At 74.1% G+C, this 24,180-nt stretch carries 21 protein-coding genes; 13 read left to right on the top strand and 8 right to left on the bottom strand.

The genetic code is table 11. The features are described 5' to 3' along the window. Positions 1-16: 16 nt before the first annotated feature. Both ACZ4MO_RS13015 and ACZ4MO_RS13010 read right to left on the bottom strand, forming a co-directional pair. A complete protein-coding gene (locus ACZ4MO_RS13015) occupies positions 17-1,720 on the bottom strand; it encodes an alpha-amylase family glycosyl hydrolase (protein ID WP_175009705.1) in 1,704 nt (567 codons plus the stop codon). After that, a complete protein-coding gene (locus ACZ4MO_RS13010; protein ID WP_175009704.1) occupies positions 1,717-2,712 on the bottom strand; it encodes a TIGR03885 family FMN-dependent LLM class oxidoreductase in 996 nt (331 codons plus the stop codon). The genes ACZ4MO_RS13015 and ACZ4MO_RS13010 overlap by 4 nt, the downstream gene beginning before the upstream one ends. A 119-nt stretch (positions 2,713-2,831) precedes the next feature. Between ACZ4MO_RS13010 and ACZ4MO_RS13005 the strand changes: the two genes are divergently transcribed. Next, a complete protein-coding gene (locus ACZ4MO_RS13005) occupies positions 2,832-3,299 on the top strand; it encodes a VanZ family protein (protein WP_175009703.1) in 468 nt (155 codons plus the stop codon). 108 nt (positions 3,300-3,407) lie between these two features. On the opposite strand, the gene ACZ4MO_RS13000 is transcribed toward ACZ4MO_RS13005, so the two are convergent. Further along, positions 3,408-5,057, bottom strand: a complete 1,650-nt coding sequence (locus ACZ4MO_RS13000; RefSeq protein ID WP_175009702.1) for a fucose isomerase — start codon at positions 5,055-5,057, stop codon at positions 3,408-3,410. Further along, on the bottom strand, positions 5,054-6,616 hold the full coding sequence (locus ACZ4MO_RS12995) for an FGGY-family carbohydrate kinase (RefSeq protein ID WP_175009701.1): 1,563 nt from the start codon (positions 6,614-6,616) through the stop codon (positions 5,054-5,056). Before ACZ4MO_RS12995 ends, ACZ4MO_RS13000 begins: the two co-directional genes overlap by 4 nt. Before the next feature lie 459 nt (positions 6,617-7,075). Between ACZ4MO_RS12995 and ACZ4MO_RS12990 the strand changes: the two genes are divergently transcribed. Genes ACZ4MO_RS12990 through ACZ4MO_RS12970 form a run of 5 tightly spaced genes read left to right on the top strand, consistent with a single transcriptional unit; the run spans position 7,076 to position 12,444 of the window. Then, entirely contained in the window at positions 7,076-8,413 is a 1,338-nt protein-coding gene (locus ACZ4MO_RS12990; RefSeq protein ID WP_175009700.1) for an extracellular solute-binding protein, read from the top strand. Positions 8,414-8,415: 2 nt separating this feature from the next. Next, positions 8,416-9,384: an ABC transporter permease subunit gene (locus tag ACZ4MO_RS12985; RefSeq protein ID WP_175009699.1), complete on the top strand. Its 969-nt coding sequence runs from the start codon at positions 8,416-8,418 to the stop codon at positions 9,382-9,384. After that, a complete protein-coding gene (locus tag ACZ4MO_RS12980) occupies positions 9,381-10,307 on the top strand; it encodes an ABC transporter permease subunit (protein ID WP_175009698.1) in 927 nt (308 codons plus the stop codon). Before ACZ4MO_RS12985 ends, ACZ4MO_RS12980 begins: the two co-directional genes overlap by 4 nt. Then, positions 10,304-11,803 carry an FGGY family carbohydrate kinase gene (locus tag ACZ4MO_RS12975; protein ID WP_175009697.1) on the top strand — a complete coding sequence of 500 codons (1,500 nt, stop codon included), beginning with the start codon at positions 10,304-10,306 and terminating at the stop codon, positions 11,801-11,803. The genes ACZ4MO_RS12980 and ACZ4MO_RS12975 overlap by 4 nt, the downstream gene beginning before the upstream one ends. Next, entirely contained in the window at positions 11,800-12,444 is a 645-nt protein-coding gene (locus tag ACZ4MO_RS12970) for a class II aldolase/adducin family protein (protein ID WP_021483183.1), read from the top strand. Before ACZ4MO_RS12975 ends, ACZ4MO_RS12970 begins: the two co-directional genes overlap by 4 nt. Positions 12,445-12,500: 56 nt before the next feature. On the opposite strand, the gene ACZ4MO_RS12965 is transcribed toward ACZ4MO_RS12970, so the two are convergent. Further along, positions 12,501-13,559, bottom strand: a complete 1,059-nt coding sequence (locus tag ACZ4MO_RS12965; protein ID WP_076404334.1) for a LacI family DNA-binding transcriptional regulator — start codon at positions 13,557-13,559, stop codon at positions 12,501-12,503. An 83-nt stretch (positions 13,560-13,642) separates the two neighbouring features. Here ACZ4MO_RS12965 and ACZ4MO_RS12960 point away from each other — a divergent pair, with 83 nt between their 5' ends. Then, on the top strand, positions 13,643-14,635 hold the full coding sequence (locus ACZ4MO_RS12960; protein WP_175009696.1) for a ketose-bisphosphate aldolase: 993 nt from the start codon (positions 13,643-13,645) through the stop codon (positions 14,633-14,635). A 7-nt stretch (positions 14,636-14,642) separates the two neighbouring features. Here the strand turns inward: ACZ4MO_RS12960 and ACZ4MO_RS12955 are convergent, their stop codons facing one another. Next, positions 14,643-15,650 (bottom strand): substrate-binding domain-containing protein, encoded by a 1,008-nt coding sequence (locus tag ACZ4MO_RS12955; protein WP_175009695.1) that lies wholly within the window; start codon positions 15,648-15,650, stop codon positions 14,643-14,645. A gap of 110 nt (positions 15,651-15,760) precedes the next feature. Here ACZ4MO_RS12955 and ACZ4MO_RS12950 point away from each other — a divergent pair, with 110 nt between their 5' ends. The 5 genes from ACZ4MO_RS12950 to ACZ4MO_RS12930 all read left to right on the top strand — a co-directional run bounded on the left by ACZ4MO_RS12950 (position 15,761) and on the right by ACZ4MO_RS12930 (position 20,935). Further along, positions 15,761-16,423: a GntR family transcriptional regulator gene (locus ACZ4MO_RS12950; RefSeq protein ID WP_255437344.1), complete on the top strand. Its 663-nt coding sequence runs from the start codon at positions 15,761-15,763 to the stop codon at positions 16,421-16,423. A 164-nt stretch (positions 16,424-16,587) separates the two neighbouring features. Beyond that, entirely contained in the window at positions 16,588-17,463 is an 876-nt protein-coding gene (locus ACZ4MO_RS12945; RefSeq protein WP_175009693.1) for a dihydrodipicolinate synthase family protein, read from the top strand. A gap of 126 nt (positions 17,464-17,589) precedes the next feature. Continuing rightward, a complete protein-coding gene (locus tag ACZ4MO_RS12940; RefSeq protein ID WP_499279039.1) occupies positions 17,590-19,029 on the top strand; it encodes an MFS transporter in 1,440 nt (479 codons plus the stop codon). Further along, complete coding sequence (locus ACZ4MO_RS12935) at positions 19,026-20,162, top strand: exo-alpha-sialidase (protein WP_175009691.1); 1,137 nt, start codon at positions 19,026-19,028, stop codon at positions 20,160-20,162. Before ACZ4MO_RS12940 ends, ACZ4MO_RS12935 begins: the two co-directional genes overlap by 4 nt. Then, positions 20,159-20,935: a fumarylacetoacetate hydrolase family protein gene (locus ACZ4MO_RS12930; RefSeq protein WP_175009690.1), complete on the top strand. Its 777-nt coding sequence runs from the start codon at positions 20,159-20,161 to the stop codon at positions 20,933-20,935. The genes ACZ4MO_RS12935 and ACZ4MO_RS12930 overlap by 4 nt, the downstream gene beginning before the upstream one ends. 40 nt (positions 20,936-20,975) lie before the next feature. Here the strand turns inward: ACZ4MO_RS12930 and ACZ4MO_RS12925 are convergent, their stop codons facing one another. Continuing rightward, positions 20,976-21,416 carry a YchJ family metal-binding protein gene (locus ACZ4MO_RS12925; protein ID WP_175009689.1) on the bottom strand — a complete coding sequence of 147 codons (441 nt, stop codon included), beginning with the start codon at positions 21,414-21,416 and terminating at the stop codon, positions 20,976-20,978. 90 nt (positions 21,417-21,506) lie between these two features. After that, on the bottom strand, positions 21,507-23,315 hold the full coding sequence (locus ACZ4MO_RS12920; protein ID WP_175009688.1) for a carbohydrate-binding protein: 1,809 nt from the start codon (positions 23,313-23,315) through the stop codon (positions 21,507-21,509). Between the two features lie 48 nt (positions 23,316-23,363). Here ACZ4MO_RS12920 and ACZ4MO_RS12915 point away from each other — a divergent pair, with 48 nt between their 5' ends. Further along, a complete protein-coding gene (locus ACZ4MO_RS12915; RefSeq protein WP_499279037.1) occupies positions 23,364-24,161 on the top strand; it encodes a DUF305 domain-containing protein in 798 nt (265 codons plus the stop codon). The last annotated feature ends 19 nt before the right edge of the window (positions 24,162-24,180 follow it).

The following is a 24,180-nucleotide window of genomic DNA, read 5'->3' as shown; positions in this document are numbered from 1 at the left end:
CCCCGGCCGCGCCGGCTCAGAGGAGCCGGCGCGACCCGGGCGGCGTGACGCGCAGCCAGCGGAACCCGTAGCCGTCGAGGCGCACCTCGGCGCTGCCGTCGGGTGCGGGCTCGACGTCGTCCGCGTCGAGGACGTCGACGAGCCGCGCCTCGTCGGGAAGGCCCCCCAGCGGCACCCGTACGACGACCGGGTCCGGCGACAGGTTGTGCAGCGTCACCATCGAGGCGTCCTGCCAGGTGGTGCGCAGCGCCAGCACGGACGGCTCGGGCGAGTCGAGCACCTCCGTGTCGCCCCAGCCCAGCTCGGGGCACTCGCGGTAGCGGTGCGCGAGCATCCGCACGAACGTGAGCAGCGACTCCGGGTCCCGGCGCTGGTCGGCGACGTTGACGTGCTCGGGCGCGTAGCCGTCGCCCGGCAGCGGTGCCGCGAGCCGGCGCGCGGGGGCGCGGGAGAACCCGCCGTTCGGCCCGGAGGTCCACTGCATGGGCGTCCGCACGGCGAGGCGCCCCGGCACGTCGAGGTTCTCGCCCATGCCGATCTCCTCGCCGTAGAACAGCACCGGCGTGCCCGGCAGCGAGAAGAGCAGCGAGTACACCATCCGCAGCCGGCGCGGGTCGCCACCCAGCATCGGGGGCAGCCGCCGTCGCAGGCCGCGCCCGTAGAGCTGCATGTCCTCCTCGGGCCCGAACGCCGCGAACACCTCGGCGCGCTCGTCGTCCGTGAGCTTGTCGAGCGTGAGCTCGTCGTGGTTGCGCACGAACGTGGCCCACTGGGTGTCGCGGGGGATGGGCGGGCGCGCGGCGAGCGACCCGGCGAGCGGGGTCGCGTCGTGGCGGGCGAGCGACAGGTACAGCGCCTGCATCGCGTTGAAGTCGAACTGCAGCGTCAGCTCGTTGCTCGTCACCCCGCCGGGGTCGCCGTCGGTCGGGTCGCCGTCCCCGAAGTACCTCGCCTGCTCCTCGTAGGGCAGGTTGACCTCGCCCATGAGGATCGCGTCGCCCGACCGCCGCCCGACGAACGCGCGCAGCACGCGCAGCAGGTCGTGGGGGTCGTCGATCTCGTCGCCCGGGGTCGCGGCCGCGTCGGTCAGCGCGTACGGGACGGCGTCGACGCGGAAGCCCGAGATGCCGAGCTCCAGCCAGAACCCGATCGTCTTGGCGATCGCGTCCCGCACGTGCGGGTTCGCGGTGTTGAGGTCGGGCTGGTGCCGGTAGAAGCGGTGCCGGTACCACTCGCCCGAGGCCTCGTCGAGCGTCCAGATGCCGTCCTCCTGGTCGGGGAACACGACCTGGTCCTTGGTCGACGGCGGCTCGTCGGACCGCCACACGTAGTAGTCCCGGAACGGGGACGACGTCGACCGCCGCGCCGAGCGGAACCACGGGTGGCGGTCGGACGTGTGGTTGACGACGAGGTCCACGATCACGCGGATGCCCCGGTCGCGCGCGGTCCGCACGAGCTCGACGACGTCGCCCAGGTCGCCCAGGCGCGGGTCGACGCCGAGGAAGTCGGTGATGTCGTAGCCGTCGTCGCGGTCGGCCGTCGGGTAGAACGGCATGAGCCACAGGCACGTCACCCCGAGGTCGGCGAGGTGGTCGATCCGCTGGACCAGGCCGGGGAAGTCGCCGATCCCGTCGTCGTCCCAGTCCATGAAGGTCTCGACGTCGAGGCAGTAGACGACCGCGTTCTTCCACCACAGGTCGCCGGTGTCGCGGATCCTCATGCCGCACCGCCGTCCGTCGTGGCGGCGGCGCACGCCTCGCGCAGCCGGGGCAGGAGGGTCTCGCCCGCGGCGTCGAGGAACGCGTCCTGCTGCTGTCCCACGTGGTGCAGGTACACCTCGTCGAACCCGCACGCGACCATCTCGGCGACGCGGTCCGCGAGCCGCTGGGGGTCGTGCTCGACGAGCACCGTGCCGCGCACCTCCTCCGGGCGCACGAGCTCCGCGACCGCGTCGTACTGCTCGGGAGTCTCGAGGTGCCAGCTGACGCTGGGCGGCAGGAGGTTCGAGCGCCACTGGTCGTGCGCGACGGCGAACGCCGCCTCGTCGTCGGTGCCCCACGCGACGTGCACCTGCAGCGCGAGCGGCCCGCGGCCTCCCGCGTCGCGGTACTCGCCGACGACCTGGCGCAGCGACTCGACGGGCTGGTTCACGGTGACGAGGCCGTCGGCCCAGTCGGCGTGGCGGCGCGCCGTGGCGGGGGTGACGGCCGGACCGACGAGCCGCGGCGCGACGTCGGGCAGCGACCACACGCGTGCCCGGTCCACCGTGACGTGCCCGTGGTGCGTGACCTCCTCGCCCGCGAGGAGGGCCCGGATGACGTCGACGCACTCGCGCAGCCGGGCGTCGCGCTCGGCCTTCGTGGGCCAGCGGTCGCCCGTGACGTGCTCGTTCATCGCCTCGCCCGAGCCGAGCGCGGCCCAGAACCGGCCCGGGAACATCGCGCCGAGCGTCGCGATCGCCTGCGCCACGATCGCCGGGTGGTAGCGCTGGCCGGGGGCGGTGACGACGCCGAACGGCAGGGAGGTCGTCGCGAGCGCTGCGCCGAGCCACGACCACGCGAACCCGGACTCGCCCTGGCGCACGCTCCAGGGGGCCAGGTGGTCGGAGCACATGGCGGCGTCGAAGCCGACCTGCTCGGCGCGGCGGGCCGCGGCGAGGAGGGGGCCGGGCGGGATCTGCTCGTGGGAGGCGTGGAAGCCGACGGTGACCATGGCGCCCAGTGAACCGACCCTCGCCGTCCCACGCTCGGCGAGGAGGGGGAACGGTGGAGGCTCCGTGGCCGCGCCGCGGGGCCCGGCGCGTCCGGGACCCGCGCCCGTACGCTGACGGGATGCGCCTGCTGACCTGGACGTTCGCCGCCTATCTCGCCGCCGTCCTGGTCGTGACGCTCTGGCCGTCGCCGCAGTCGACCGACGCGCCCGGCTGGGCGACGTCCACCCTCGGCTTCCTCCAGGGTCTCGGGATCCCGATCACGCTGCCGGTGCTCGAGGCGCTCGCCAACGTCGTGATGTTCGGGCCGTTCGGCGTGCTCGGCGTGCCCCTCCTGCGGGGCGCGGCAGCCCGCCGGGGCCGCGCCGTCCCGGGCGTGTGGCGCGCCGTCGGGCTCGTGACGCTCGCGGGCTGCGCCCTCTCGGTCGCGATCGAGCTCACCCAGAACCTCCTGCCCGGCCGTGTCCCGACGGTCCAGGACGTCGTCCTGAACACGGCCGGCGCGCTCCTGGGTGCCGTGCTCGTGGCCGCGGTGGTGCGCGGGATGGCGCGCCGTCGGCCCGCCCGTGCCCCGAGGTCGGCCCGCTGACGGCACGGAGCCGGGCAACGGGCCCGGGCAAGGGACCGGACGGGCCGCCCCGCCGCGGCCGGGGGACGAGCGCGGCGGAGCGACCCGCCCGGGGTCGCGGGAGCGGGGTCAGCGCGTGAGCGCCGTGTCCCCGCACAGGTGGACGGGCATGCCGAGCGCGGCGAAGAACGCGGCCTTCGCCTCGAGCGCGCGGTCGGCCGTCGCGGCGTCGGGCGCGTACGCGACGTTGAGGTGGTTCGCCTTGTGGCGGGCCATGAACTGGTCACGGCTCACGCCGTGCAGCACGGCGTGCATGATCGGCCACTCGGGGTTCGTCGCCTCCTTGCGGCGGCGGGTCTCCTCCGCGGGCAGGGAGACCGCCGAGGCCCGGCCGAGATCGACCTGCAGCACGCCGTCGGCGATGTAGACGCGCGACCAGACGATCTCGCCCGCCTTGGACACGCCGTTGATCGTCGACCCGCCGGCCGGGAAGAACACCGGGTCCTGGCGCCACCCCTCGGCACCCGCGTACCCGCCCTCCAGGTGCGAGGCGGGCACGGAGCCCGAGATCTCGAAGACCCACACGAAGCGGCCGTCGTGCTCCTCGCCCCAGCGCACGTCGTGCAGGGTCGTCGCCGGGTCCAGACCCATCGCGGTCCACACGCGGTTCGTCACGAGCGCGTCGACGGCGACGCCCTCGTCCGCCTCGTTGAAGTGCGGGAACGCCTGGCCGTCCCACAGCACCCGACGGCCGTCGCGCGAGCGGACCGGCGGGCGCTGGACGTTGTTGAGCAGGCCCTCGGCGAGGTCCGACGCCGGGCAGATGTCCTTGAGCCCCTGCTGGTACTGGATGCCGACGGCGTCGAGCCCGAAGTCGTCGGCGATCCGCAGCGCGGCGATGTACATCTTGTGCTGCCAGCGCAGCTGGCCGGGGGTGAGCTCCGTCGCCTCGTCGGTGCCGAGCCGGAACGTCATGCCCGCGTCCTCGAGCCAACGCTGGACCGCGTCCGCCTCGTCGTCGCCGACCCGCTGCATCTCGGCCCAGAGCGCCGACTGCGACAGCCGCTCCTTGTAGATGCCGAGGCCGTTGAGCAGCTCGTCGTCGAAGATCGCGTTGTACATGCCCATGCAGCCCTCGTCGAAGACGCCGATGATCGCCTTCTCCCGCAGGAGCTGGGCGGCGAGCGCCTCGCCGAGCTGCTTCTCGGCGCTGTCGGGGAGCTCCGGGAGCGCGTGGACGTGCGAGTCGTCGTGCTCGATCGTGCCCGTCGTGACCCACGACCGGATCGCGTCCTGGAACCAGGCGTCGCTCCCGTCGACCGTCCACACGGTCGAGTAGGGGCGGCCCATCTTCGTCAGGCCCGCGTTGAGGCCGAGCAGCCCGACGAGCCCCGGCCAGTCGCCCGCGAAGTTGGCGGCCGTGAGCACGGGGCCGCGGTGCGTGCGCAGCCCGGCCAGCACGTGGTGGCTGTACTGCCACACGGCCTCCGCGACGACGAGCGGCGCGTCGGGCGGGATCGTCGCGAACACCTCGAGCCCCATGCGCTGGGAGCTGATGAACCCGTGCCCGGTCTCGGGGTCCACGTCGTTGGCGCGCACGACCTTCCAGCCGTTCGCGGCGAACGCGTCGGTGAGGACGCGCTCGAGCTCCACCTGCGTGGGCCAGCCCGCGACGTTCGCGGACTCGCGCAGGTCGCCCGACGCGACGAGGTAGACCGTGCGCTCGGGGGCCTGGGGCTCCGGCGCGAGCGTGGGGACGGCGTAGGTGCTGCTGGTCATGCGGGTGCTCCTTCGAGGGCGGTGCGGTCGGGGGCGGTCGGCGCGGTCCGGCGGGCGAGCGCGTGCACGACGTCGCGCGTCGCCGGGTAGAGGTCGCGGTACAGGCCGTAGAGCTCGTCGTAGACGCCGCGCACCGCGGGGTCCGGCCGCACGACCCGCGCGGGCGGGTTCCACGCCGCGACGTCCAGGAGGTGCCCCTGCTCGTGCACCAGCCCGGCGGCGAGCATCGCGGCGCCGTAGCTCGCGCCGATGGTGCTCGTGGGGACGACCTGGGGCAGCCCGGTCACGTCGGAGACGACCTGCGTCCAGAGGTCGCCCTGGGTGCCGCCGCCGACGGCGACCACGCGGGAGACGTCGGCGCCCGCCGCGCGCAGGGTCTCGACGTTGTGCCGCACGCCGAACGCGGTGGCTTCGAGCGCCGCGCGGTAGAGGTCGCCGCGCGTGTGCGAGAGCGTGAGGCCGGCGAGGACGCCGCGCGCGTCGGGGTCCTGGAGGGGGGTGCGCTCGCCGGCGAGGTAGGGGAGCAGGAGGAGCCCGTGGGCGCCGGGCCCGCTGGCCGCGGCCTCGGCGAGCAGCTCGGGGTAGTCCGCGCCGGTCAGGTCCCGCAGCCACGACGTGACGGCGCCCGACGTCGCCATGCCGCCGGCGAGGTTGTGGGTGCCGGGGTAGGCGCCGACGGTGCCCCACATCGTCTCGCTGCGCAGCGGCTCGGCGACCGTGGCGACGAGGAACATCGTCGTGCCGTACATGAGCATGAGGTCGCCGACGTGCGTCGCGTCGACGCTCACGGCCTCCGACCAGGCGTCGATGGTGCCGGTGACGACGGGCGTGCCGGCGGCCACCCCGGCGAGGCGCTCGCGGGTGACCCCCGCCGCCTCGCCGGGCCACCGCAGCGCGGGCAGCTCGAGGCCGGGTGCGACGAGCGCGGCCCACTCGCCGATCCAGTCGTGGTCGCGCGGGTCGTACAGGGGCGTCGACTGCGACGCCGAGTGGTGGTCGAGCACGTACGCGCCGGTGAGGCGGAACGCGAGGTACGACGCCGGCATGAACAGGCGACGGGCGTGCGCCCAGGCCTCGGGCTCGTGCGCGCGCACCCAGGCGATCTTGGGTCCGGCGGCCTGCGACGACAGCGCCGAGCCGCACCGGTCGAGGACGGTCGTGCGCCCGAGGGCGTCGTCGAGCTCGGCGATCTGCTGCGTCGCCCGGGTGTCGACGCCGTAGAGGATCGCCGGGCGGACCGGGGTCCCTCGCTCGTCGGTCAGCAGCACGCACGGGCCCATGCCGGAGAGCCCGACGGCGGCGACCTCGAGGTCGGCCGGGACGTCGGGGCCGCGGACGGCACCGGGGGCGAGGTCGGCCGTGAGCTCGGTGACGACGTCGACGAGCTCGTCCCACCAGACCCGGGCGTCCATCTCGACGTGGCCGGGCCGCGGCCGGTCGACGGCGTGCGTGCGCGTGGTCGAGCGCAGGATCGCGCCGTCCGGACCGACGAGCACGCCCTTGGTGCTCGACGTCCCGACGTCGACGCCGACGAGGCCGGGGGTGGTGGGAGAGGGCATGCCGACCAGCATGACAGAAATCGATTACAGACACAACGGCCGCCACGACCTGCGGCGTTACCGCGGTCCGTCTCAACAGGCGAGACGATTCGGAGCGTCACGGAACTGTGACCTCCGGCCCGACGGGGCGGCGCGGAGCGGCCCGACGGCACGCCCGGGTCCCGGACAGCCGAGCCGGGACGCGTTGTCAGGGCAGGTCGGTCGGCTCGCCCCACGGGCCGCTGCCGCGAGACCGCGCGGCGGGGCCCGGACCGCGTGTCGGACAACGGACATCCCGCTGTCGGCTCGGTGCCGTGGCGCGCTGTCGGCGTCCGCCGGACCGGGTCGCGGCGACGGGACAGGACACGGACGACACGGGGCGCCGTCGACCCCCGCACCCCGGCGCGACCCGTTGACGGTCCCCGCGGGGAGACGTTCGATGAGGCCCTCGCATCCAACGACGGAGAGAGGACGGACGCGATGAAGCTTCCCCGAACTGCGCGGCGCGGCATCCAGGCCGGCGTCGCGCTCACGATCGTCACGTCGCTCGCGGCGTGCGCCGGCAGCGCCGACCCCGAGCAGTCGGGCCAGGGGGGCGAGGGCGGGACGACGGTGACGTTCCGCTCCTGGAGCCCGATCGAGCAGACCACGCGCCAGATGATCGACGCCTTCACCACCGCGAACCCCGACGTCACGATCGACTCGACGATCTTCAACTACCCCGAGTACGTCGTGGACCTGCAGACCCGCGCGAGCTCGGGCACCATGCCCGACATCGTCGGCCTGCAGCCCGGCGCGCTGACCCAGCAGTACCGGGAGAACCTCATGCCGCTCGAGGAGTGCGCGGCCGACACGTGGGGTGACGACTGGGAGTCGAAGTTCTTCCCGATCGGCCTCGAGCAGGCGCGGATGGGCAACCCCGAGGGGGACGACAGCTACTACGCGCTGCCGCTCCTCGTGCAGACCGTGAACCTCTGGGCCAACTCCGAGCTCCTCGACGAGGCGGGCGTCGAGCCCCCGGCCACGTGGGCAGACCTCGAGAGCGCCGTCGACGCGCTCGACGGCGGCTCGGCCGCGCCCTTCCTGCTGCCCGCGAAGGACTCGTGGCTGCGCAACGTCGCCTTCCTCCAGATCGCCAACAACGTCGAGCCGGGTCTCGTCTACCAGGCGGAGTCGGGCGAGGCGTCGTGGACCGACCCGGGGATCGTCGAGGCGTTCACGTACTGGCAGAAGCTGTTCACCGACGGGATCGCCCAGCAGGGCGCCCTCGCGCTCGACGCCTACCCGAACGGCGTCAACCAGTTCGAGGCGGGCAACGCCGCGATGATCCCCCTCGGGGCGTGGTGGATCCAGCAGTCCGACCCCTCGCGCGCCGACATCCCGCCCCTCTCGCAGGGCATGGAGGGCTACGAGCCGTTCCTGTTCCCGACGATCCCCGGCGGGGCGCCCGAGCCGCAGCTCGTCGGCGGCATCGACGTCGCGCTCGGCATCTCGAAGGACGCGAAGAACCCCGATCTCGCGTGCCAGGTCCTCACCGACTGGATCGCCGGGGACGGCGCCCAGGTGCTCATCAACACGTTCAACGACCTGCCCGCCGTGCAGGGCCTCGACCCCGAGGAGTTCACGAGCGACAAGCAGCAGGAGATGTGGACGACGTTCACCGAGGACTGGATGCCCGAGGTGCAGTACTCGCGCTACTTCGAGTCGCCGGACATCGACACGGCCGTCGCGGACGCGCTGTCCGCGGTGGCCGCCGGACAGTCGACCCCCGAGGAGGCCGCGGCGAAGGTCCAGGCGGTCCAGGACGGGCTGGGCTGACGATGGCAGCCCTCGTCTCCGGGCGACCCGCGGCGGCGACGCCGCGGGTCGCCGGGCCGCGCACGACGACGTCGACGGGACGCAGCACGCGTCGCCGCCAGCAGCTCGTCGCGCTCGGCTTCATCGCGCCCGCGCTCCTGCTCTTCGCGGTGTTCGTCGTCTACCCGATCGTGTTCAACGTCCAGGCGAGCACGCTCGACTGGGACGGCGTCAACGCCGGGACGCCGGTCGGCGTCCAGAACTACGCGGCCCTCGCCCAGGACCCGGTCTTCCACATCACGCTGCGCAACTCGCTGCTGTGGATCCTCCTGACGATCGTGCCGCAGGCGGTCATCGGCTTCACGCTCGCCTGGCTGCTCAACACCCGGCTGCGGGGACGCACGGTGTACCGCGCGATCTTCTTCCTGCCCGCCGTCCTGTCGCCCGTCGTCGTGGGCATCGTCTGGCAGCGCCTGCTCGACCCGTTCAACGGCGTGCTCGCCCAGCTCGGCCGGGCGACCGGCCTCGAGGTCCTCACGCGCCCCTACCTGTCCGACCCGTCGACGGCGATCGTCACGGTGATCGTCGTCAACGTGTGGATGTGGTCGGGCTTCTCGATGCTGTTCTACCTCGCCGGCCTCCAGCTCCTCGACCACTCGGTCCTCGAGGCGGCTCGCATCGACGGGGCGAGCGGCTGGGCGCTCGTGCGGCGCATCGTGCTGCCGCTCCTCAAGCCGACCCACCTCTCGCTCGTCCTGCTCGGGATCATCGGCTCGCTCAAGACCTTCGAGCTCGTGTGGGTGCTCACCGAGGGCGGCCCCAACCACGCGTCGGAGCTCATGCCCACGTACATGTTCAAGGAAGCGTTCCAGCTCCAGTCGTTCGGCTACGGCGCGACGATCTCGGTCGTCCTGCTCGTCCTCGCGATCGGCTCGTCCGTCGCGATGCTGCGCACGTTCGGGGCGGGGTTCATCACGGGGGAGAAGTCATGACGGCGCTCAGCTCCGGCACCGACCGCGCGCGGCGTGCGGTCGACGGCACCACGACGCCGCCCGCCGCTCCCGTCCGCCGTCGGCGCGGACACGGCCGCAGCAAGGACGTCGAAGCGCCGCCACGGTGGTCGCACTGGGTGCTCGGCCCCCTCGCGGCGCTGTGGATGGTCCCCGTGGTGATGGTGGTCGGCATCTCGCTGCTGCCCACGTCGAACCCGTCGACGACGGCGCTCGGCCTGCTCCCCGAGGAGCCGACGCTGCGCAACTACGTGACGATCTTCGAGACCAACCCGATCCTCCAGCACCTGCTCAACAGCCTGCTCGTGTCGGTCCCGTCGATCCTCCTCGTCGTCCTCCTCGGCTCGATGACGGCGTTCGCCCTCGCCCGCCTGCGCGTGCCGTTCCGAGGCGTCGTGTTCGTCGGGCTGCTGCTCGCGCTCGTGCTGCCCATGGCGAGCATCGTCGTGGCGGTCTTCAAGATCCTCCAGGCGATCGGCCTCTACGACTCGCTGCTCGGGCTCGTCCTCGCCTACACGGCGCTCGGCCTGCCGTTCGCCGTGATCATGATCCGCACCACCTACCTCGCGATCCCCGACGAGACGTACGAGGCCGCGCTCGTCGACGGCGCGTCCGCGTGGACGATCTTCTGGCGCATCTACTTCCCGCTCGGCAAGGCGGCCGCCGCGGTCGTCGTCATCTGGCAGCTGATGATGACGTGGAACGACTTCCTCCTGCCGCTCGTCGCGATCAGCGACAACGACCTCAAGCCCCTGACGCTCGTCCCCCTCGCGTACCGCGGGATCTACCTGAGCCAGCCCGGCGCGCTGTTCGCCGTGCTCGTGCTCATCTCCGTGCCCATCGTCGTCGTCTACCTGTTCATCCAGCGGTACCTGGTGAACGGTCTCGCGGGGTCGGTCAAGTGAGCTACCTCGGCATCGACCTCGGGACCACGGGGACGCGCGTCGGCGTGTACGACGAGGGAGGCAACGAGCTCGTCGCGCGCTCGCGCCGCACGACGGTGGTGCGCCCCGCGCCGGGCCGCGCGCACGTCGACGCGGAGGCCGTGCTCGACGGCGTCGAGGCGCTCGTGCGCGACGTCGTCGCCGAGCCCGCGGTGGCCGCGGACCCGGTGGAGGCCGTGTCCTTCTCGACGCTCGGGGAGGCCGTCGTGCCCGTGGACCGCGCGGGCCGCGCGCTCGGTCCCGCACCCCTGAGCATGGACGGTCGCGGCGCGGGGTCGGCGGACCGGCTCCGCGAGCTGCTCGGCGGCGAGGCCGTCCAGGAGATCACGGGCCAGCCGCTGCACCCGATGTTCTCCGTCCACAAGGTGCGCGGGCTCCTGCCCGACGGCGGGCTGCCCGCCGCGGTGCGCACCATGGACGACTTCGTCGCGACGCGGCTCGGCGCGGCGCCGGCCGTGGACCTGACGATGGCGTCCCGCACGGGGGCGTTCGACGTCCGGACCCGCACCTGGTCCGACGAGGTGCTCGGCGCGCTCGACGTGCCCGCCGCGCTCCTGTCCCCGGTGGTCGCCGCGGGCGACGTGATCGGCGCGGTCTCCGCGGACGCCGCCGCCCGGACAGGGCTGCGCGCCGGGACGCCCGTCGTCGCGGGCGTGCACGACCAGGCCGCGGCCTTCCTCGGCGGGGGCGGACGGCCCGGCCAGCGGGCCGTGTTCTCGTTCGGGTCGAGCGACTGCCTCACCGTGGGCACGCGCGCCCGGCCGGAGCGGCTCGGCGGGACCGGGCTCGCGACCTACCCCGTGGGGGCGGACCTGTGGGTCACGCTCGCGGGCACGGCGGCGGGCGGCTTCGCGCTCGACTGGTTCTCGTCGATCGTCCACCACGACCGGATCGACCCGTGGGCGTCGCTCTACGAGGTCGGTGCCGTCGACCCGCCCCCGCTCCTGGTCGCGCCCTACCTCGCCGGGTCGGGCACGCTCGACAACGACCCCGCCGCGCGGGGCGCGCTCCTCGGCCTGACCCTCGAGACGACGACGGCACAGATCGCGCGCGCGCTCGTCGAGGCGTCGGGGTTCGAGCTCGCGAAGATCCGGGCGGCGCTCGCGGAGCGCGGGGTGGAGCCGGTGGACGTGCACGCCGTCGGCGGCGGGTCGGCCAACCTCGGTGCCCTCCAGGCCCGGTCCGACGCGGCCGGGGTCCCGCTGCGCGCCGTCGTGCGCGAGGCGGCGGGACGAGGTGCCGCGCTCCTCGCCGCGCTCGGTGCCGGCACCTTCGCGAGCGTGCTCGACCTGCCCGCCCCCGCCGTCGTGCACGAGGCGAGCCCCGACCCGCGGCACGCCGCGTGGTACGCGCGGCAGCGCGCGACGTTCGACTCGCTGCACCAGCTCCTCACCCCCGTCAGCACGTCCCTCGCCGTCGAGACCGTCGACGGCACCGCACTCAAGGAGATCGCATGACCACGCTGGACACGTTCGACCTGCAGGCCGCGCGCGAGGACGTCCTCGCGTACTGCCTGGAGTCCGTGAAGCTCGGGCTCAACTTCAACACGCAGGGCAACATCAGCCTGCGCATCCCGGGCACGTCGACGTTCCTCATCACCCCGACCGACCTCGAGTACGACCGCATGACGCCGGACGACCTCGTGGTCGTGGACGAGGACGCGAACGTCGTCGAGGGGCGGCTCCAGCCGTCGTCGGAGGTGACGGTGCACCTCGCCGTCTACGCCGCGCGCCCCGACGTCCAGGCGATCGTCCACACCGAGCCCACGTACGCGAACGTGTTCGGCGTGCTGGGCGAGCCGATCCGCGGCGCGCTCGTCAACATGGTCATCTACACCAAGGGCGACGTGCCCGTCATGCCGTTCGCGCTGAGCAACTCGACCGAGTTCGGCCGGGACATGGCGCGCTACCTCGAGGACCGCAACGCCGTCGTCTGGGCCAACCACGGCCTGCTCACGGTCGGCCCGAACCTGCGCGACGCGTTCAAGACGAGCGTCGCGGTGGAGAGCGCGGCGAAGGTGCTCTCCGCGGCGCGCGCCGTGACGGACGACCCGATCGTCCTCGACTACGCCTCGCTGGGCATCACGCACACGCTGTGACCGCACCTGGCGCGCAGCGACCCGGTCCGGTCGGGCGCACCGCCCGGCCGGGCCGCCTAGCCGAGGACGTTGCGCGCCGGGTCGATCGGCACGCACCCGCAGGTCGTGCCGTAGGCGATGTCGTAGTCCATGTCGAGCAGGCGCGGCGGCAGCGACGGGTTGTTCATGCGCTCCGTGAGGAGCTGGACCGTCCGGGCGGCGAGCGTCGCCGCGGGGGCGACGGCGTTCGTGGGCACGAGGCCCGTCGTCCCGACGCCGGGCACGTTGTCGAACGTCGTCAGCACGACGTCGGACGGCACCTTGAGGCCGAGGCGCTGCGCCGCGGTGAGCACGCCCCAGAACATGAGGCTGTTGGTCGCCAGCACGCCGAACGGCGGCTCGAGCGTCCGGAAGAGCGAGTACGCGGCGGTCGCCGCCTCCTCCGACGTCGTGAGGCCCGCAAGGACGTGGTTCTCCGTCCCCGTCCGGCTGACGACGCGCTGGAACGCGGTGTGCCGGTTGCGCAGCGTCGAGACCGCGAGGTCGCCCGCGACCAGGCACACGCGCTGCACGCGGTGCTGCTCGATCATGTGCAGCGTGAGCTGCTCGGCCGCGTGCCGCGCGTCCGGCAGCACGTGGTCGACGAGGCCGCGCACGGACGGCACCGTGCGGTCGACGACGACGGTCGGCACCGACTGCGCGAACTCCACGAGGCCCGGGGCGCCGGTCGGGAAGATCACCATGCCGTCGACGTCGAGCCGACGGAACGCGGTGAGGATCGCCTCCTCCGTGTGCAGGTCGTCGTCCGAGTCCGCCGACAGCAGCGTGGGGCTCACGTTGGCGAGCCGCTCCTGGAGCGCGCGGCTGACGGCTGCGAAGTAGTCGTTGCGCACGTCCGGGAAGACCAGCCCCACCACGCCCGTGCGCCGCTTGCGGCCGCGCGGGCGGGACTCGCCCTCCAGCCCGAGCTCGGCGATCGCGTCCTCCACGAGGCGCCGCGTAGCAGCCGCGACGTGCGGCTCGTCGTTGACGACGCGCGACACCGTCTTGATGGACACCCCCGCGCGCGCAGCGATGTCGGCGAGCCGCACGGACCGGCCACCCGCTCCCGCGGTCCGGTCGTCGTCCTGCGTCACGTCGCCTCCGCCCGTCGCTCGCCCGCACCCGCCGCCGTCCGCCCGGGCGGCACGCTCCCGACGACACGACAGGAAGGTCAGCCATGACCCTCGTCACGAACCGTACCCTGCTCGACGCCGCCGCCCGGGGCGGCTACGGCGTCGGCGCCTTCAACGTCGCGGACCTCGCGATGGCGACGGCGGTGCTCGACGCCGCGCGCGCCACGGAGAGCCCCGTCATCGTCGAGACGCTGGCCGGGTCCCACCCGTACGCCTCGGACGCGCTGTGGTGGTCCGCCCTGCGCACGGCGATCTCGGCGTACCCCGACGTCCCGGTCGCGCTGCACCTCGACCACGGACCCGACGAGGCGACGTGCGCGCGCGCCGTGGCGGCGGGGTTCACGAGCGTCATGATCGACGGCTCGCTCGGGCCCGACGGCCGCCCTGCCGCGTTCGAGCACAACGTCGCGGTCACCCGGCGCGTCGTCGAGCACGCGCACGCGCACGGCGTGTCCGTGGAGGGCGAGCTGGGGACGATCGGCGGCTCGAAGGACGGGCGCAGCCACGCGGAGATCGTCCTCGCCGACCCGGAGCAGGCCGAGGAGTTCGTGCGCCGCACCGGGGTGGACGCGCTCGCCGTGGCGATCGGGACCTCGCACGGCGCCTACAAGTTCACGAGCCCGCCCGACGGCTCGGTGCTCCACATGGACCTCGTCGAGCGCATCGCGCGGCGCGTGCCGGGGACGCACCTCGTGATGCACGGCTCGTCGGGGCTCCCGGCCGACCTCCGGGCGACGATCAACGCGCACGGCGGCGACCTGCCGGAGTCGTGGGGCGTCCCCGACGCCGAGAAGGCCCGGGCGGCGAGCCTCGGCGTGCGCAAGATCAACCAGGGCATGGACCACTACATGGCGTTCACGGCGGGCGTCCGCGTCGCGCTCGCCGCGTCGCCCGGCGACGTGGACCCGGCGGGCTACCTCGCGCTCGGTCGGGAGTGGGCGCAGCGGCTCGTCGAGGAGCGCATGGTGCTGTTCGGTCAGGCCGGCCGCGCGTCCGACGTGCTGCCCGCCGCCGCGGGCGCCCCGGCGGCGGGCTGAGACCGGCTCACGGCCCGGCGGGCGTGCCCTGGACGACGTGGCGCGCCGGGTCGTCGGCACCGGACAGCCGGTCGAGCAGGATCCGCGCGGCCGTCGTGCCGAGCGCCCGGGGGTCGAGCGGGACGAGCGCGACGTCGGACGTGCGCGACGTCGCGAAGGGCAGGTCGCCCACGATGCCGACGCCGACGGCGGGTCCGTCGTCGGCGCCGCGGGCCCGTGCGTCCGCGGCCGACGCGGCGGGCCAGCCGTGCGCCTCGGCGAGCGCCCGGAGCACGCCGACGCCGACGAGGTTGTTGGTGGCGAGGATCGCGTCCGGCGGGTCGGACCGGGCGAGCAGGTCGACGGCCGCCCCGTGGCCGCCGTCGACGCGGAAGTTCGCGTGCACGAGCAGCCCGTCGGGGGAGAGCCCTGCCTCGGCGAGCGCCTCGCGCCACCCCTCCGCGCGCTCGACCGCCGTGCTCGTGCCGCGCGGCCCGGTGACGCACGCGACCCGGCGGAAGCCGCGGTCGACGAGCTCCACGGCGGCGCGGCGCCCGAGCGCGACGTTGTCGAACACGACCTGGTCCACGTCCTGGCCCACCCGGCGGTCGATCACGACGACGGCCCGACGGCGGGCGCGCAGGGCGGCGGTCTCGGGCGCGTCGGTGGCCGGGGCCAGGACGACGCCCGCCATGTTCTCGCGCTCGGCGACCGCGAGGTAGCGCTCCTCCTTGGCGGGGTCGTCGTCGGTGTTGCACAGGACGACGGAGTAGCCCGCCTGCTGCGCGACGTCCTCGACGCCGCGCGCGACGGCCGTGAAGAACGGGTTCTCGACGTCCGGCAGGACGAGCGCGACGACGTCGCTCGACCGGCGCCGCAAGGACCGCGCCGTGCGGTCCGGGGCGTAGCCGAGGTCCTCGACCGCCGCGCGGACGGCGGCCGCGAGCTCCGGCCGGACGGTCTTGCCGTTGAGGACCCGGGAGACGGTGGCCGTGGACACGCCGGCGTGCCGGGCGACGTCGACGATGCGGGTCATGCCCGCGAGCGTAGCCCGGCGCCCGGGTCCCTCCCGCGCGCCTGCGGCACAATGGTCCGGTCATGGGGCCGGCCGCCGGCCCCGTCGGGTGTGGGGACGAAGGGGCGAGGGTGTCGGTCGACACGGTGCGTGCGGGGTCGCTGGGGGATCGTCTCGCCCACGTCCTGAGGGTCGCCATCGTCCGGGGGGAGCTGGCGCCGGGGGAGCGGCTCGTCGAGGAGGGCGTGGCGCGGCAGTACGACGTGTCGCGCGGGCCCGTCCGCGACGCGCTGCGGGTCCTCGCGGCCGAGCACCTCGTCGAGTCCGAGCGCCGGGGGTATGTCGTGCGCGGCGTGGGTGCCGACGACGTCGACGAGCTGTACGACGTGCGCAGCGCCCTCGAGGCGGTCGCCGTGCGCGCGGCGGCGGAGCACGCCGACGAGGTCGACTGGTCCGCGAGCGAGGCGGCTCTCGCCGGGATGCGCGAGGCGGCGGACGCCGGCGACTGGTACACGTACGCCGCCCACGACCTCGCGTTCCACTCCACGCTGTACGCCGCCGTGCCGAACCGCCGCCTGCGCACGCTGTGGGAGCAGATCGAGCCCACGTTCGCGGTCATGCTCCAGGAGACGAACAAGCAGGACGTCGACCTGCACCCGTCGTGCGCCGACCACGAGCGGCTGCTCGACGCGATCCGGACGCCGCGCCTCGACGAGGCGCTGGCCTACCTCGACGAGCACCTCGCCGGCTCGCGCCGCCGCATGAAGGACGCGCTGCAGCAGCCGCGCCGCTGAGCCCGCTCCCGCACGCCCCGGTCTGCCTCGGCAGGCCGGGGCGTCGTCGTGTCGCGGGAGCGTCTTCTCGTTGACGGTTGACTGTTAACAGTAAACGGTGCCATGCTGACGGCGGCGCGAAGCAGCGCCCGCGCAGCGACGCGAGAGACCGAAGGAGACGTGCCATGACCACGGCACCGGAGATCATCACCCCGCCCGTCACGACCTACGACGCGTCGGGTGCGCTCGACCTCGGGGCGCTGCGCGTGCTGCTCGCCCACGTGGAGCCGGAGGTCGACGGGGTGTTCGCCGTGGGGACGACGGGTGAGTTCCCGGCCCTCGACGCCGCCGAGCGCGCCGCGCTCGTGCGGACCGCCGCCGACGTGCTCGGCCCGGACCGGACGATCGCGCACGTCGGTGCCGCCTCCGTGCACGAGGCGCTCGGCCACCTGCGCGCGGCCGAGGACGCCGGCGTCCGGCGCTTCGCCGCCATCACGCCCTACTACCTCACGGCGAGCGACGAGGGCGTCGTGCGCTACTACGCCACGCTGCGAGCCGCGACGGACGGCGAGCTCTACGCCTACGTCTTCCCGGACGTCGCGTGCTCGGACGTCTCGCCCGAGCTCCTCGCCGTGCTCGCCGAGCTCGGTCTCGACGGCGTCAAGACGTCCGGTGCCGCCTCGGCCCGGGTCGACGCGTACCGTTCCGCAGCACCGCGGCTCGCGCTCTGGTCGGGGAACGACGCCGACCTCCCGCACGTCGTCGCGGCCGGCGGGCGCGGGACCGTGTCCGGCGTCTCCGGCGTCGCGCCGCGCGCGTTCGCGGACCTGCGGGCGGCGCTCGCCGCGGACGACGCGGCCGCCGTCGTGCGGGCGCAGGCGGTCGTCCAGCGGCTCGTCGCCGCGCTCGGGCCCAGCATCGCCCGCCTCAAGTACGGCCTCGACGTCCAGGGGCTGCCCGGCGGGACGACGCGCATGCCGGTCGACCCGCCGTCCGACGCCGTGAAGGCGGAGATCCGCGCGGCCCTCGCCGCGGCCGGGCAGGAGCTCGCGGCCGCCTGACGCACGCTCCGACCGCTCGACCCGCGGCACCCCGGACGGGTGCCGCGGGAGGGGCCCGGGCCCTCGCCGCTGAGACCCGGAGCCCCCACACTGAGATCAGCGGAACCCCGCACCGAAGGAACAACGATGTCCGTCACCGCACCCGCGGCCCCGCTCACGAGCAGGCGGTACGCCTGGAAGGTCACGCTCTCGAGCTTCGTCGGCAACACGCTCGAGTACTACGACTTCCTCGTCTACGGCACCGCTGCCGCGATCGTCTTCCCCGCCGTGTTCTTCCCGTCCGAGAGCTCGTTCGTCGCCACGCTGTCGTCCCTCGGCACGTTCGCCGTCGGGTTCCTGGCCCGCCCGCTGGGCGGCATGTTCTTCGGCCGACGCGGCGACAAGCAGGGGCGCAAGTCCACGCTCGTCCTCACGCTCGCGATCATGGGGGCCGGGACCCTGCTCATCGGCTTCCTCCCGTCCTACGACTCGATCGGCCTCCTCGCGCCGGCCCTGCTCGTCGTGCTGCGGCTCGTCCAGGGCTTCGCCGTCGGCGGCGAGTGGGGCGGGTCGATGATCATCGTGCTCGAGTCCACCAACCCGCGGCACCGCGGCTTCTACACGTCGTGGCCGAACACCGGCGGCTTCTCCGCGCAGATCCTCATCACCCTCGTGTTCGCCTGGGTGTACACGCTCGACGACGCGCAGCTCCAGTCGTGGGGCTGGCGCGTGCCGTTCTGGCTCTCCGCCGTCGTGCTCGCCGTCGGCCTGTGGATGCGCCGCTCGCTCGAGGAGACGCCGGTCTTCACCGAAGCCGTCGCCGGGCTCGAGAAGGAGGGCCGCAACCGCTCGCTCACCGTCGAGAACCTCGAGGCCAGCCAGGCCGCCATCCGTGAGCGCCAGGAGCGCGACGTCGCCGCGGCCGCCGAGCCCGCGTCGCAGGCGCCCACGCGCGGGCCGCTCGCGAGCGTCTTCCTCGAGGACTGGCGCAACCTGCTGCGCATCGTCGGCCTGCGCTTCGCCGAGGCCCTGCCGTACTTCCTGCTCACGGTCTTCGTGCTCAGCTACGGCCCGCAGCACCTCGGGATCGAGAAGGAGAGCCTCAACACCGCGATCCTCATCATGGCGGTCCTCGCGTTCCCCGCCCACGGGATCTTCTCCTGGATCTCCGACAAGATCGGTCGCCGGCCGGTCTACTTCTTCGGGGCCCTCGTCGTGTTCGTCATGGCCTTCCCGTTCTTCGGGCTGCTCAACACGGGCAGCTTCGTGCTCATCGTGCTCGGGTACGTCCTGATGCTGAACCTCGGGCACAACGCCATCAACTCCATCCAGCCGGCCTTCTTCGCCGAGCTCTTCCCGGCGGACCGCCGCTACTCCGGCGCGGCCACCGGGCGCGAGATCGCGTCGATCGTCGCGGGCGGCCTGACGCCGTTCATCGCGACCGCGCTCGCGGGCGAGGACGGGTCGCGCTGGCAGCTCGTCGCGCTGTACGTCATGGTCGGCGCGCTCATCACGATGCTCACCGTGTGGAAGACGCCGGAGACCTTCCGCCGTGACCTCAACGTCGTCGGCGAGACCGTCCGGTGACGACGTCCGTGGAGCGCCTGCTCGTGTCGGGCGACGGCGAGGCGTGGGCCCAGTGCCACGCGTCCACCGTCGCCCGCACGGGCGGTCGCACGCTCGTGGCCTGGTTCGCCGGCACCCGGGAGGGCACGCCGGACAACGCGATCTGGCTCGTCGCCGAGGAGGACGGCGTCTGGGGCGAGCCCCAGGTCGTGCTCGGCGAGGACGACGACGTCGCGTGGTGGAACCCCGTGCTCGCCGTCGCTCCTGACGGGCGGCTCTGGCTCTTCGCCCACCGGGGCGAGCGGATCTCGCGCTGGGTGACCTGGTACTGCACGTCCACGGACCACGGCCGGACGTGGACGGCACCGCGCGAGCTCGTCCCCGGGGACACGAGCGGGGGCCGGGGGCCGGTGAAGAACCCGCCCGTCGTCACGCCGCGCGGCGCGTGGCTCGCCCCGTCCTCGGTCGAGAGCGGGGGAGCCGACCCCGCCTGGGGGGCGCGGTTCGACCGCTCCGAGGACGCCGGGGCGAGCTGGACGCTCGCGGACGTCCCGATCGACCGGTCGCGGCTGCGCGGCGCCGGGGTCATCCAGCCGGCGCTCTGGTCGGGGCGGTCGGGTCTCGTCGCGGTCTGCCGGTCGAGCGAGGGCCTCGTCTACCGGACGACGTCCGCCGACGACGGCCGCACGTGGGCTGCCGCCGCGGCCACGCGCCTGCCGAACAACAACTCGGGTCTCACGGCCGTCCGGCTGCCCAGCGGGCGGGTCGCCCTCGTGCACAACCCGGTCGGCGAGGAGTGGGGCGCGCGGTGCCCGCTGAGCGTCTCGGTCTCGGACGACGACGGGCTGACCTGGCACCGGGTGCTGGACCTCGAGGACGGGACCGAGGCGCCCGCCACGCTCCCGGGCGTCCCCGTGCCCGCGCTGCGGGAGGTCGGCCCGCCGAGCGGGTTCGCCGCCGGCGACACGGGGATCGTCACGGACGGACGCGGCGAGTACTCCTACCCGTCGGCGACGACCGACGGTGCGACGCTGCTCGTCGCCTACACCTGGCAGCGCCGGGGCATCGTCCTCGCGCGCGTGCCGCTGCGGCTCGTGGACCGGCCGGTCGCCGACGCGGTCACCGGCGCGACCGACCGGGCCGGGTCGTCGTGAGGATCGCGCGGATCCGCACCGCGCACGGCCCGCGGGCCGCCGTGCTCGACGGCGACGCCTGGGACGTGCTCGTCGCGGACGTCCCCGAGCCCGCGACGGGTCGCGACGGCCGCCCGGCGCTGCCCGCGTCGAGCGGCGTGCGGGTCCGTGCCGACGACCCCGGCCTCGACGGCGCCCTGCTCGCGCCGTGCCGCCCGCGCGTGGTCGTCGGGATGGCGCACAACAGCGGGCCCGAGGGTCGGGCGCTGCCCCCGCAGGCGTTCCTCAAGTCGGCGCGGACCGTCGTCGGGCCGGGGGCGGTCGTCCGGCACGACCGCGCGCTGGGGCGCCTGGTGGCGGAGGCGGAGGCCGCGGTCGTCGTGGGCCGTCCGTGCCACCGCCTGCGGCCCGACGACGTCCCCGGCGCGATCCTCGGCTGCACCGTCGCCGACGACCTCACGGCAGACGACCAGGTGCCGCTCGACGCGATGATGACGCGCGCGAAGAACGGCACCGGGTTCACGCCGCTCGGCCCGTGGATCGACACCGCCGCCACGCTCGACGACGCCGCGCTCGTCGTCGCGGTGGACGGGGTGGAGCGGGCGCGGTCCACGACCGCGGGGCTCTCCTACGACGTCGTCGACCAGCTCGTGTTCCTCACGCGCCACCTCGAGCTCGGGCCGGGCGACGTCGTGCTCACGGGCGCGCACCGGTCCGCCGTGCCCGTCGAGGGCGGGGTGGAGGTCGCGCTCCAGGTCGGCGGGGTCGGCACGCTGCGCCACCGCGTCGCCTGAGCCGCCGGAGGCACGCGGCGGGCGGGGCGCGGCGGCGCCGTCAGGCGACCGTGCCGTCGACGTAGGACCAGCGGTCGTCCTCCCGGGCGAACCGGCTGACCTCGTGGAGCCGGCCGCGGTCGGCCGGGTCGGTGCGCGAGCGGTGGTGCGCGACGAACTCCACGACCCCGGTCGTGTCGAACGGGCCGCCCGCCTCGGTGCGCACGACGTCGAGGCGGCGCCACTCGACGTCGTCGTCGAGGTCGAGGTCGGCGGGCCGGGTGGAGGGGTGCCAGGTCGCGCGCAGGTATTCGGCGTCGCCGACGGCGAACGCGCTGTAGCGCGAGCGCATGAGCGCCTCGGCGGTCGGTGCGTGCGGGCCCGGGGCGGCGCCGTCCGGGCCGGGGCGCAGCCCGGCGTGGTACCGGCCGCAGCACGACCCGTAGGTGTCGCCGGAGAGGCACGGGCAGCGTGCGTCGTCGTCGAGGGGGTTCCCGGTCATGCGGCCGCATCCTACGGGGGACGTGCGGGCGCGGGCCGCGCACGACGGCGCCCGCCCACCGACCGGTGAGCGGGCGCCGTCGCGCGTGCGTCAGTCCTGCGGGTCCCAGGGGCCCCAGCGGTCGCCGGGCGCCTGGTTCCGCGTCCACCACTTCGCGGTGTACGTCGTGCCCTCGTAGGTCACGCTGTCGCCCTTGACGTAGACGCGGCTCGGCTTCCACGCGCCGACCCCGGCGGAGTCGACCCCGGCGATCTCCTCCCACGGGCCCCACGCGTCGGCACCGGGCGTCTGGCCCTTCGTCCACCACTGCGCGCGCCACACGGCGCCGCCGTAGGTGACCGTGGTGCCGCCCGCGTACGCGGTGCCCTTCGACCAGGCCGGCGGCTCGGTGTACGTCGGCTGGGCCTGCGGGTTGAACTCGTCCGTCACGACCGACCTCGCGGCGTTCGTCACCGGGTCGTCGAGCAGCAGGACGTCGAGGCCCTGCTGGATGTCGTTCGAGATGATCGCGCCGTTGTACCAGTAGGCCGACCACGAGCCGCCGAGGATCAGCCGCTCCGCGGACAGCGGGCCGCGGTCGAACCACGCGATCTCGACGGGGTTCGCCGAGTCCGTGAAGTCCCACACCGAGATGCCGCCCTGGTACCAGGCCTGGACCATGATGTCGCGACCCGGGACGGGGATGAGCGAGCCGTTGTGCGCGACGCAGTTCTCCGTCGCGGCCTGCTCGCGCTCGATCTTGTAGTAGCTCTTGAACACGAGCTCGCCGCCCACGATGTCGTAGATGGCGTCCGCGCCCTTCTCGGGCCCGACGGTCGGGTTGCACGTCGGCGCCCCGCCCCCGCCGAGCTCGTCCGTGAAGACGACCTTGGTGCCGGCGTTGTTGAACGTCGCCGAGTGCCAGAACGCGAAGTTCGTCGTGTCCCGGACGACCTCGGTCACCACCGGGTGCGCGCGGTCGGAGATGTCGAGCAGGATGCCGTCGCCCATGCACGCGCCCGCCGCGAGGTCCTTCGACGGGTAGGTCGTGATGTCGTGGCAGCCCGACGTCGTGCTCGAGCCGTTCCCGCCCGGGTTGCCGCCGTCCGGGAAGAGGACGGGCGTCGAGACGAGCTCCGCCGCGGCGGGGTCGTCGAGCGGGATCTGCACGACGGAGATGAGGTCGTGCGGCGGCTGGCAGTCGGGGAACGCCGCGTTCGGGCTGTACGACGAGACGTAGACGAACAGCTCCTCGCCGTCCTGCGACGGCGCGAGCGAGTGCGTGTGGGAGCCGCACTGCGTCTCGACCGACGCCACGTACTGCGGCGAGGTCGGCTCGGAGATGTCGAAGACCTTGATGCCCTCCCACGAGTCCTTGACCGTGGCGCTCTGGGCGACGTTCTCGCACGAGTCGTTGCTGCGCGAGGAGTCGGTGCTGAGGACGAGCAGGTCGCCGTAGACCGAGATGTCGTTCTGGGACCCGGGGCAGACGACCTGCGCGACCTGCTGCGGGGCGGTCGGGTTCGCGACGTCGTACACGGTGAAGCCGCCGTAGTTCCCGGCGAACGCGTACCGGCCCTGGAACGCGAGGTCGGTGCTGTACTGGCCCTCGGGCGTGAAGTCGCCGTTCTTCGGGATGTTGGCGACGTGCGTGAGGTTGGGGCTGCCGGCCGTCTCCCCGGGTGCCAGGACGTCGGTGGCCTGGGCGAGGGGGGCGAGGCGCTGTGCGGGGAGGTCTGCGAGCGAGGCGGCGGCCTGGTCGGTGAGTGCCGCCACCGCCTCGGGGGAGCCGTCGGACGGCTCCGCGGCGGCGGTCGTGGCGACCGCGAGGGTCGAGACGGCGAGGGTCGCCGCCAGGGACGAGGCGAGCAGGACCCGGCTCCGGTGCCGGTGCGTCTGCCGGTGCGTTCTTCGATGCACGAGGGAAACACCTCCTTGGTAGGGTGCTGCAAATTCTGGCGGGCGAGTGTGATCTGGACCACTCAAACCGGGCAGTTCGCGGCGAACTTTTACACGGAGGGAACAGGGCAGGTGCAGATTTTTCCCAGCCGTAACACAGCGCCCCGCACCGTCGCGCGTGCCCTGACCTGCGGCGTCGCCGCGACCGGCCTGGCGCTCGGTGCCGCGCTCGGTCTGGCCGCGTGCACGCCCGACCCGCAGCCGACGTCGACGCCGTCGAGCGTCGTCGTGCAGCCCGGGCGGCCGGGGGAGGACGCGACGACCGTCGCCCCCGACGACTACGCGGGGGCGCCCGACGAGGGCTCGTGGAACCAGGCGGACGCCGCGTTCGTCACGGGCATGATCGAGCACCACCTCCAGGCGCTCGAGATCGCCGCGCTCGCACCCGACCGCGCCGGGTCCGACGCCGTCCGGTCGTTCGCGGAGCGGGTCACCGCCGCGCAGGGCCCCGAGGTGCACGCGCTCGCGTCGTGGCTGCAGGCCCGCGGCCTCGCCGTGCCCGAGGGCGCGCAGGACGCGGGCGGGACCGGCCCGCGCGCGCCCGACGGTGCGGGCCACGACCACGGCGACGGTACCGCCGGGATGCTCTCGGACGAGCAGCTCGCGGCGCTCGAGGCCGCGAGCGGGCCGGAGTTCGACCGCCTGTTCCTCGAGGGGATGATCCAGCACCACGAGGGCGCGCTCGCGATGGTCGACGTCGTGCTCGTCGAGGGGGAGGACCTCTTCGCGAACGAGATGGCGGCCGAGACGGCGGCCGGCCAGGGCGGCGAGATCGACCGCATGCGGGACCTCCTCGCGCAGCTCTGACCCGTCCGGCCCGGCACGC

The sequence above is a fragment of the Sphaerisporangium cinnabarinum genome (assembly GCF_055567015.1).
This window is presented reverse-complemented; position numbering and strand designations above follow the sequence as displayed.

What these genes read in the sequence shown, in the direction of transcription:
- ACZ4MO_RS13015 (WP_175009705.1), bottom strand. Translation starts at nt 1,720, where the DNA reads ATGAGGATCCGCGACACCGGCGACCTGTGGTGGAAGAACGCGGTCGTC.
- ACZ4MO_RS13010 (WP_175009704.1), bottom strand. Translation starts at nt 2,712, where the DNA reads ATGGTCACCGTCGGCTTCCACGCCTCCCACGAGCAGATCCCGCCCGGC.
- ACZ4MO_RS13005 (WP_175009703.1), top strand. Translation starts at nt 2,832, where the DNA reads ATGCGCCTGCTGACCTGGACGTTCGCCGCCTATCTCGCCGCCGTCCTG.
- ACZ4MO_RS13000 (WP_175009702.1), bottom strand. Translation starts at nt 5,057, where the DNA reads ATGACCAGCAGCACCTACGCCGTCCCCACGCTCGCGCCGGAGCCCCAG.
- ACZ4MO_RS12995 (WP_175009701.1), bottom strand. Translation starts at nt 6,616, where the DNA reads ATGCCCTCTCCCACCACCCCCGGCCTCGTCGGCGTCGACGTCGGGACG.
- ACZ4MO_RS12990 (WP_175009700.1), top strand. Translation starts at nt 7,076, where the DNA reads ATGAAGCTTCCCCGAACTGCGCGGCGCGGCATCCAGGCCGGCGTCGCG.
- ACZ4MO_RS12985 (WP_175009699.1), top strand. Translation starts at nt 8,416, where the DNA reads ATGGCAGCCCTCGTCTCCGGGCGACCCGCGGCGGCGACGCCGCGGGTC.
- ACZ4MO_RS12980 (WP_175009698.1), top strand. Translation starts at nt 9,381, where the DNA reads ATGACGGCGCTCAGCTCCGGCACCGACCGCGCGCGGCGTGCGGTCGAC.
- ACZ4MO_RS12970 (WP_021483183.1), top strand. Translation starts at nt 11,800, where the DNA reads ATGACCACGCTGGACACGTTCGACCTGCAGGCCGCGCGCGAGGACGTC.
- ACZ4MO_RS12960 (WP_175009696.1), top strand. Translation starts at nt 13,643, where the DNA reads ATGACCCTCGTCACGAACCGTACCCTGCTCGACGCCGCCGCCCGGGGC.
- ACZ4MO_RS12955 (WP_175009695.1), bottom strand. Translation starts at nt 15,650, where the DNA reads ATGACCCGCATCGTCGACGTCGCCCGGCACGCCGGCGTGTCCACGGCC.
- ACZ4MO_RS12945 (WP_175009693.1), top strand. Translation starts at nt 16,588, where the DNA reads ATGACCACGGCACCGGAGATCATCACCCCGCCCGTCACGACCTACGAC.
- ACZ4MO_RS12940 (WP_499279039.1), top strand. Translation starts at nt 17,590, where the DNA reads ATGTCCGTCACCGCACCCGCGGCCCCGCTCACGAGCAGGCGGTACGCC.
- ACZ4MO_RS12925 (WP_175009689.1), bottom strand. Translation starts at nt 21,416, where the DNA reads ATGACCGGGAACCCCCTCGACGACGACGCACGCTGCCCGTGCCTCTCC.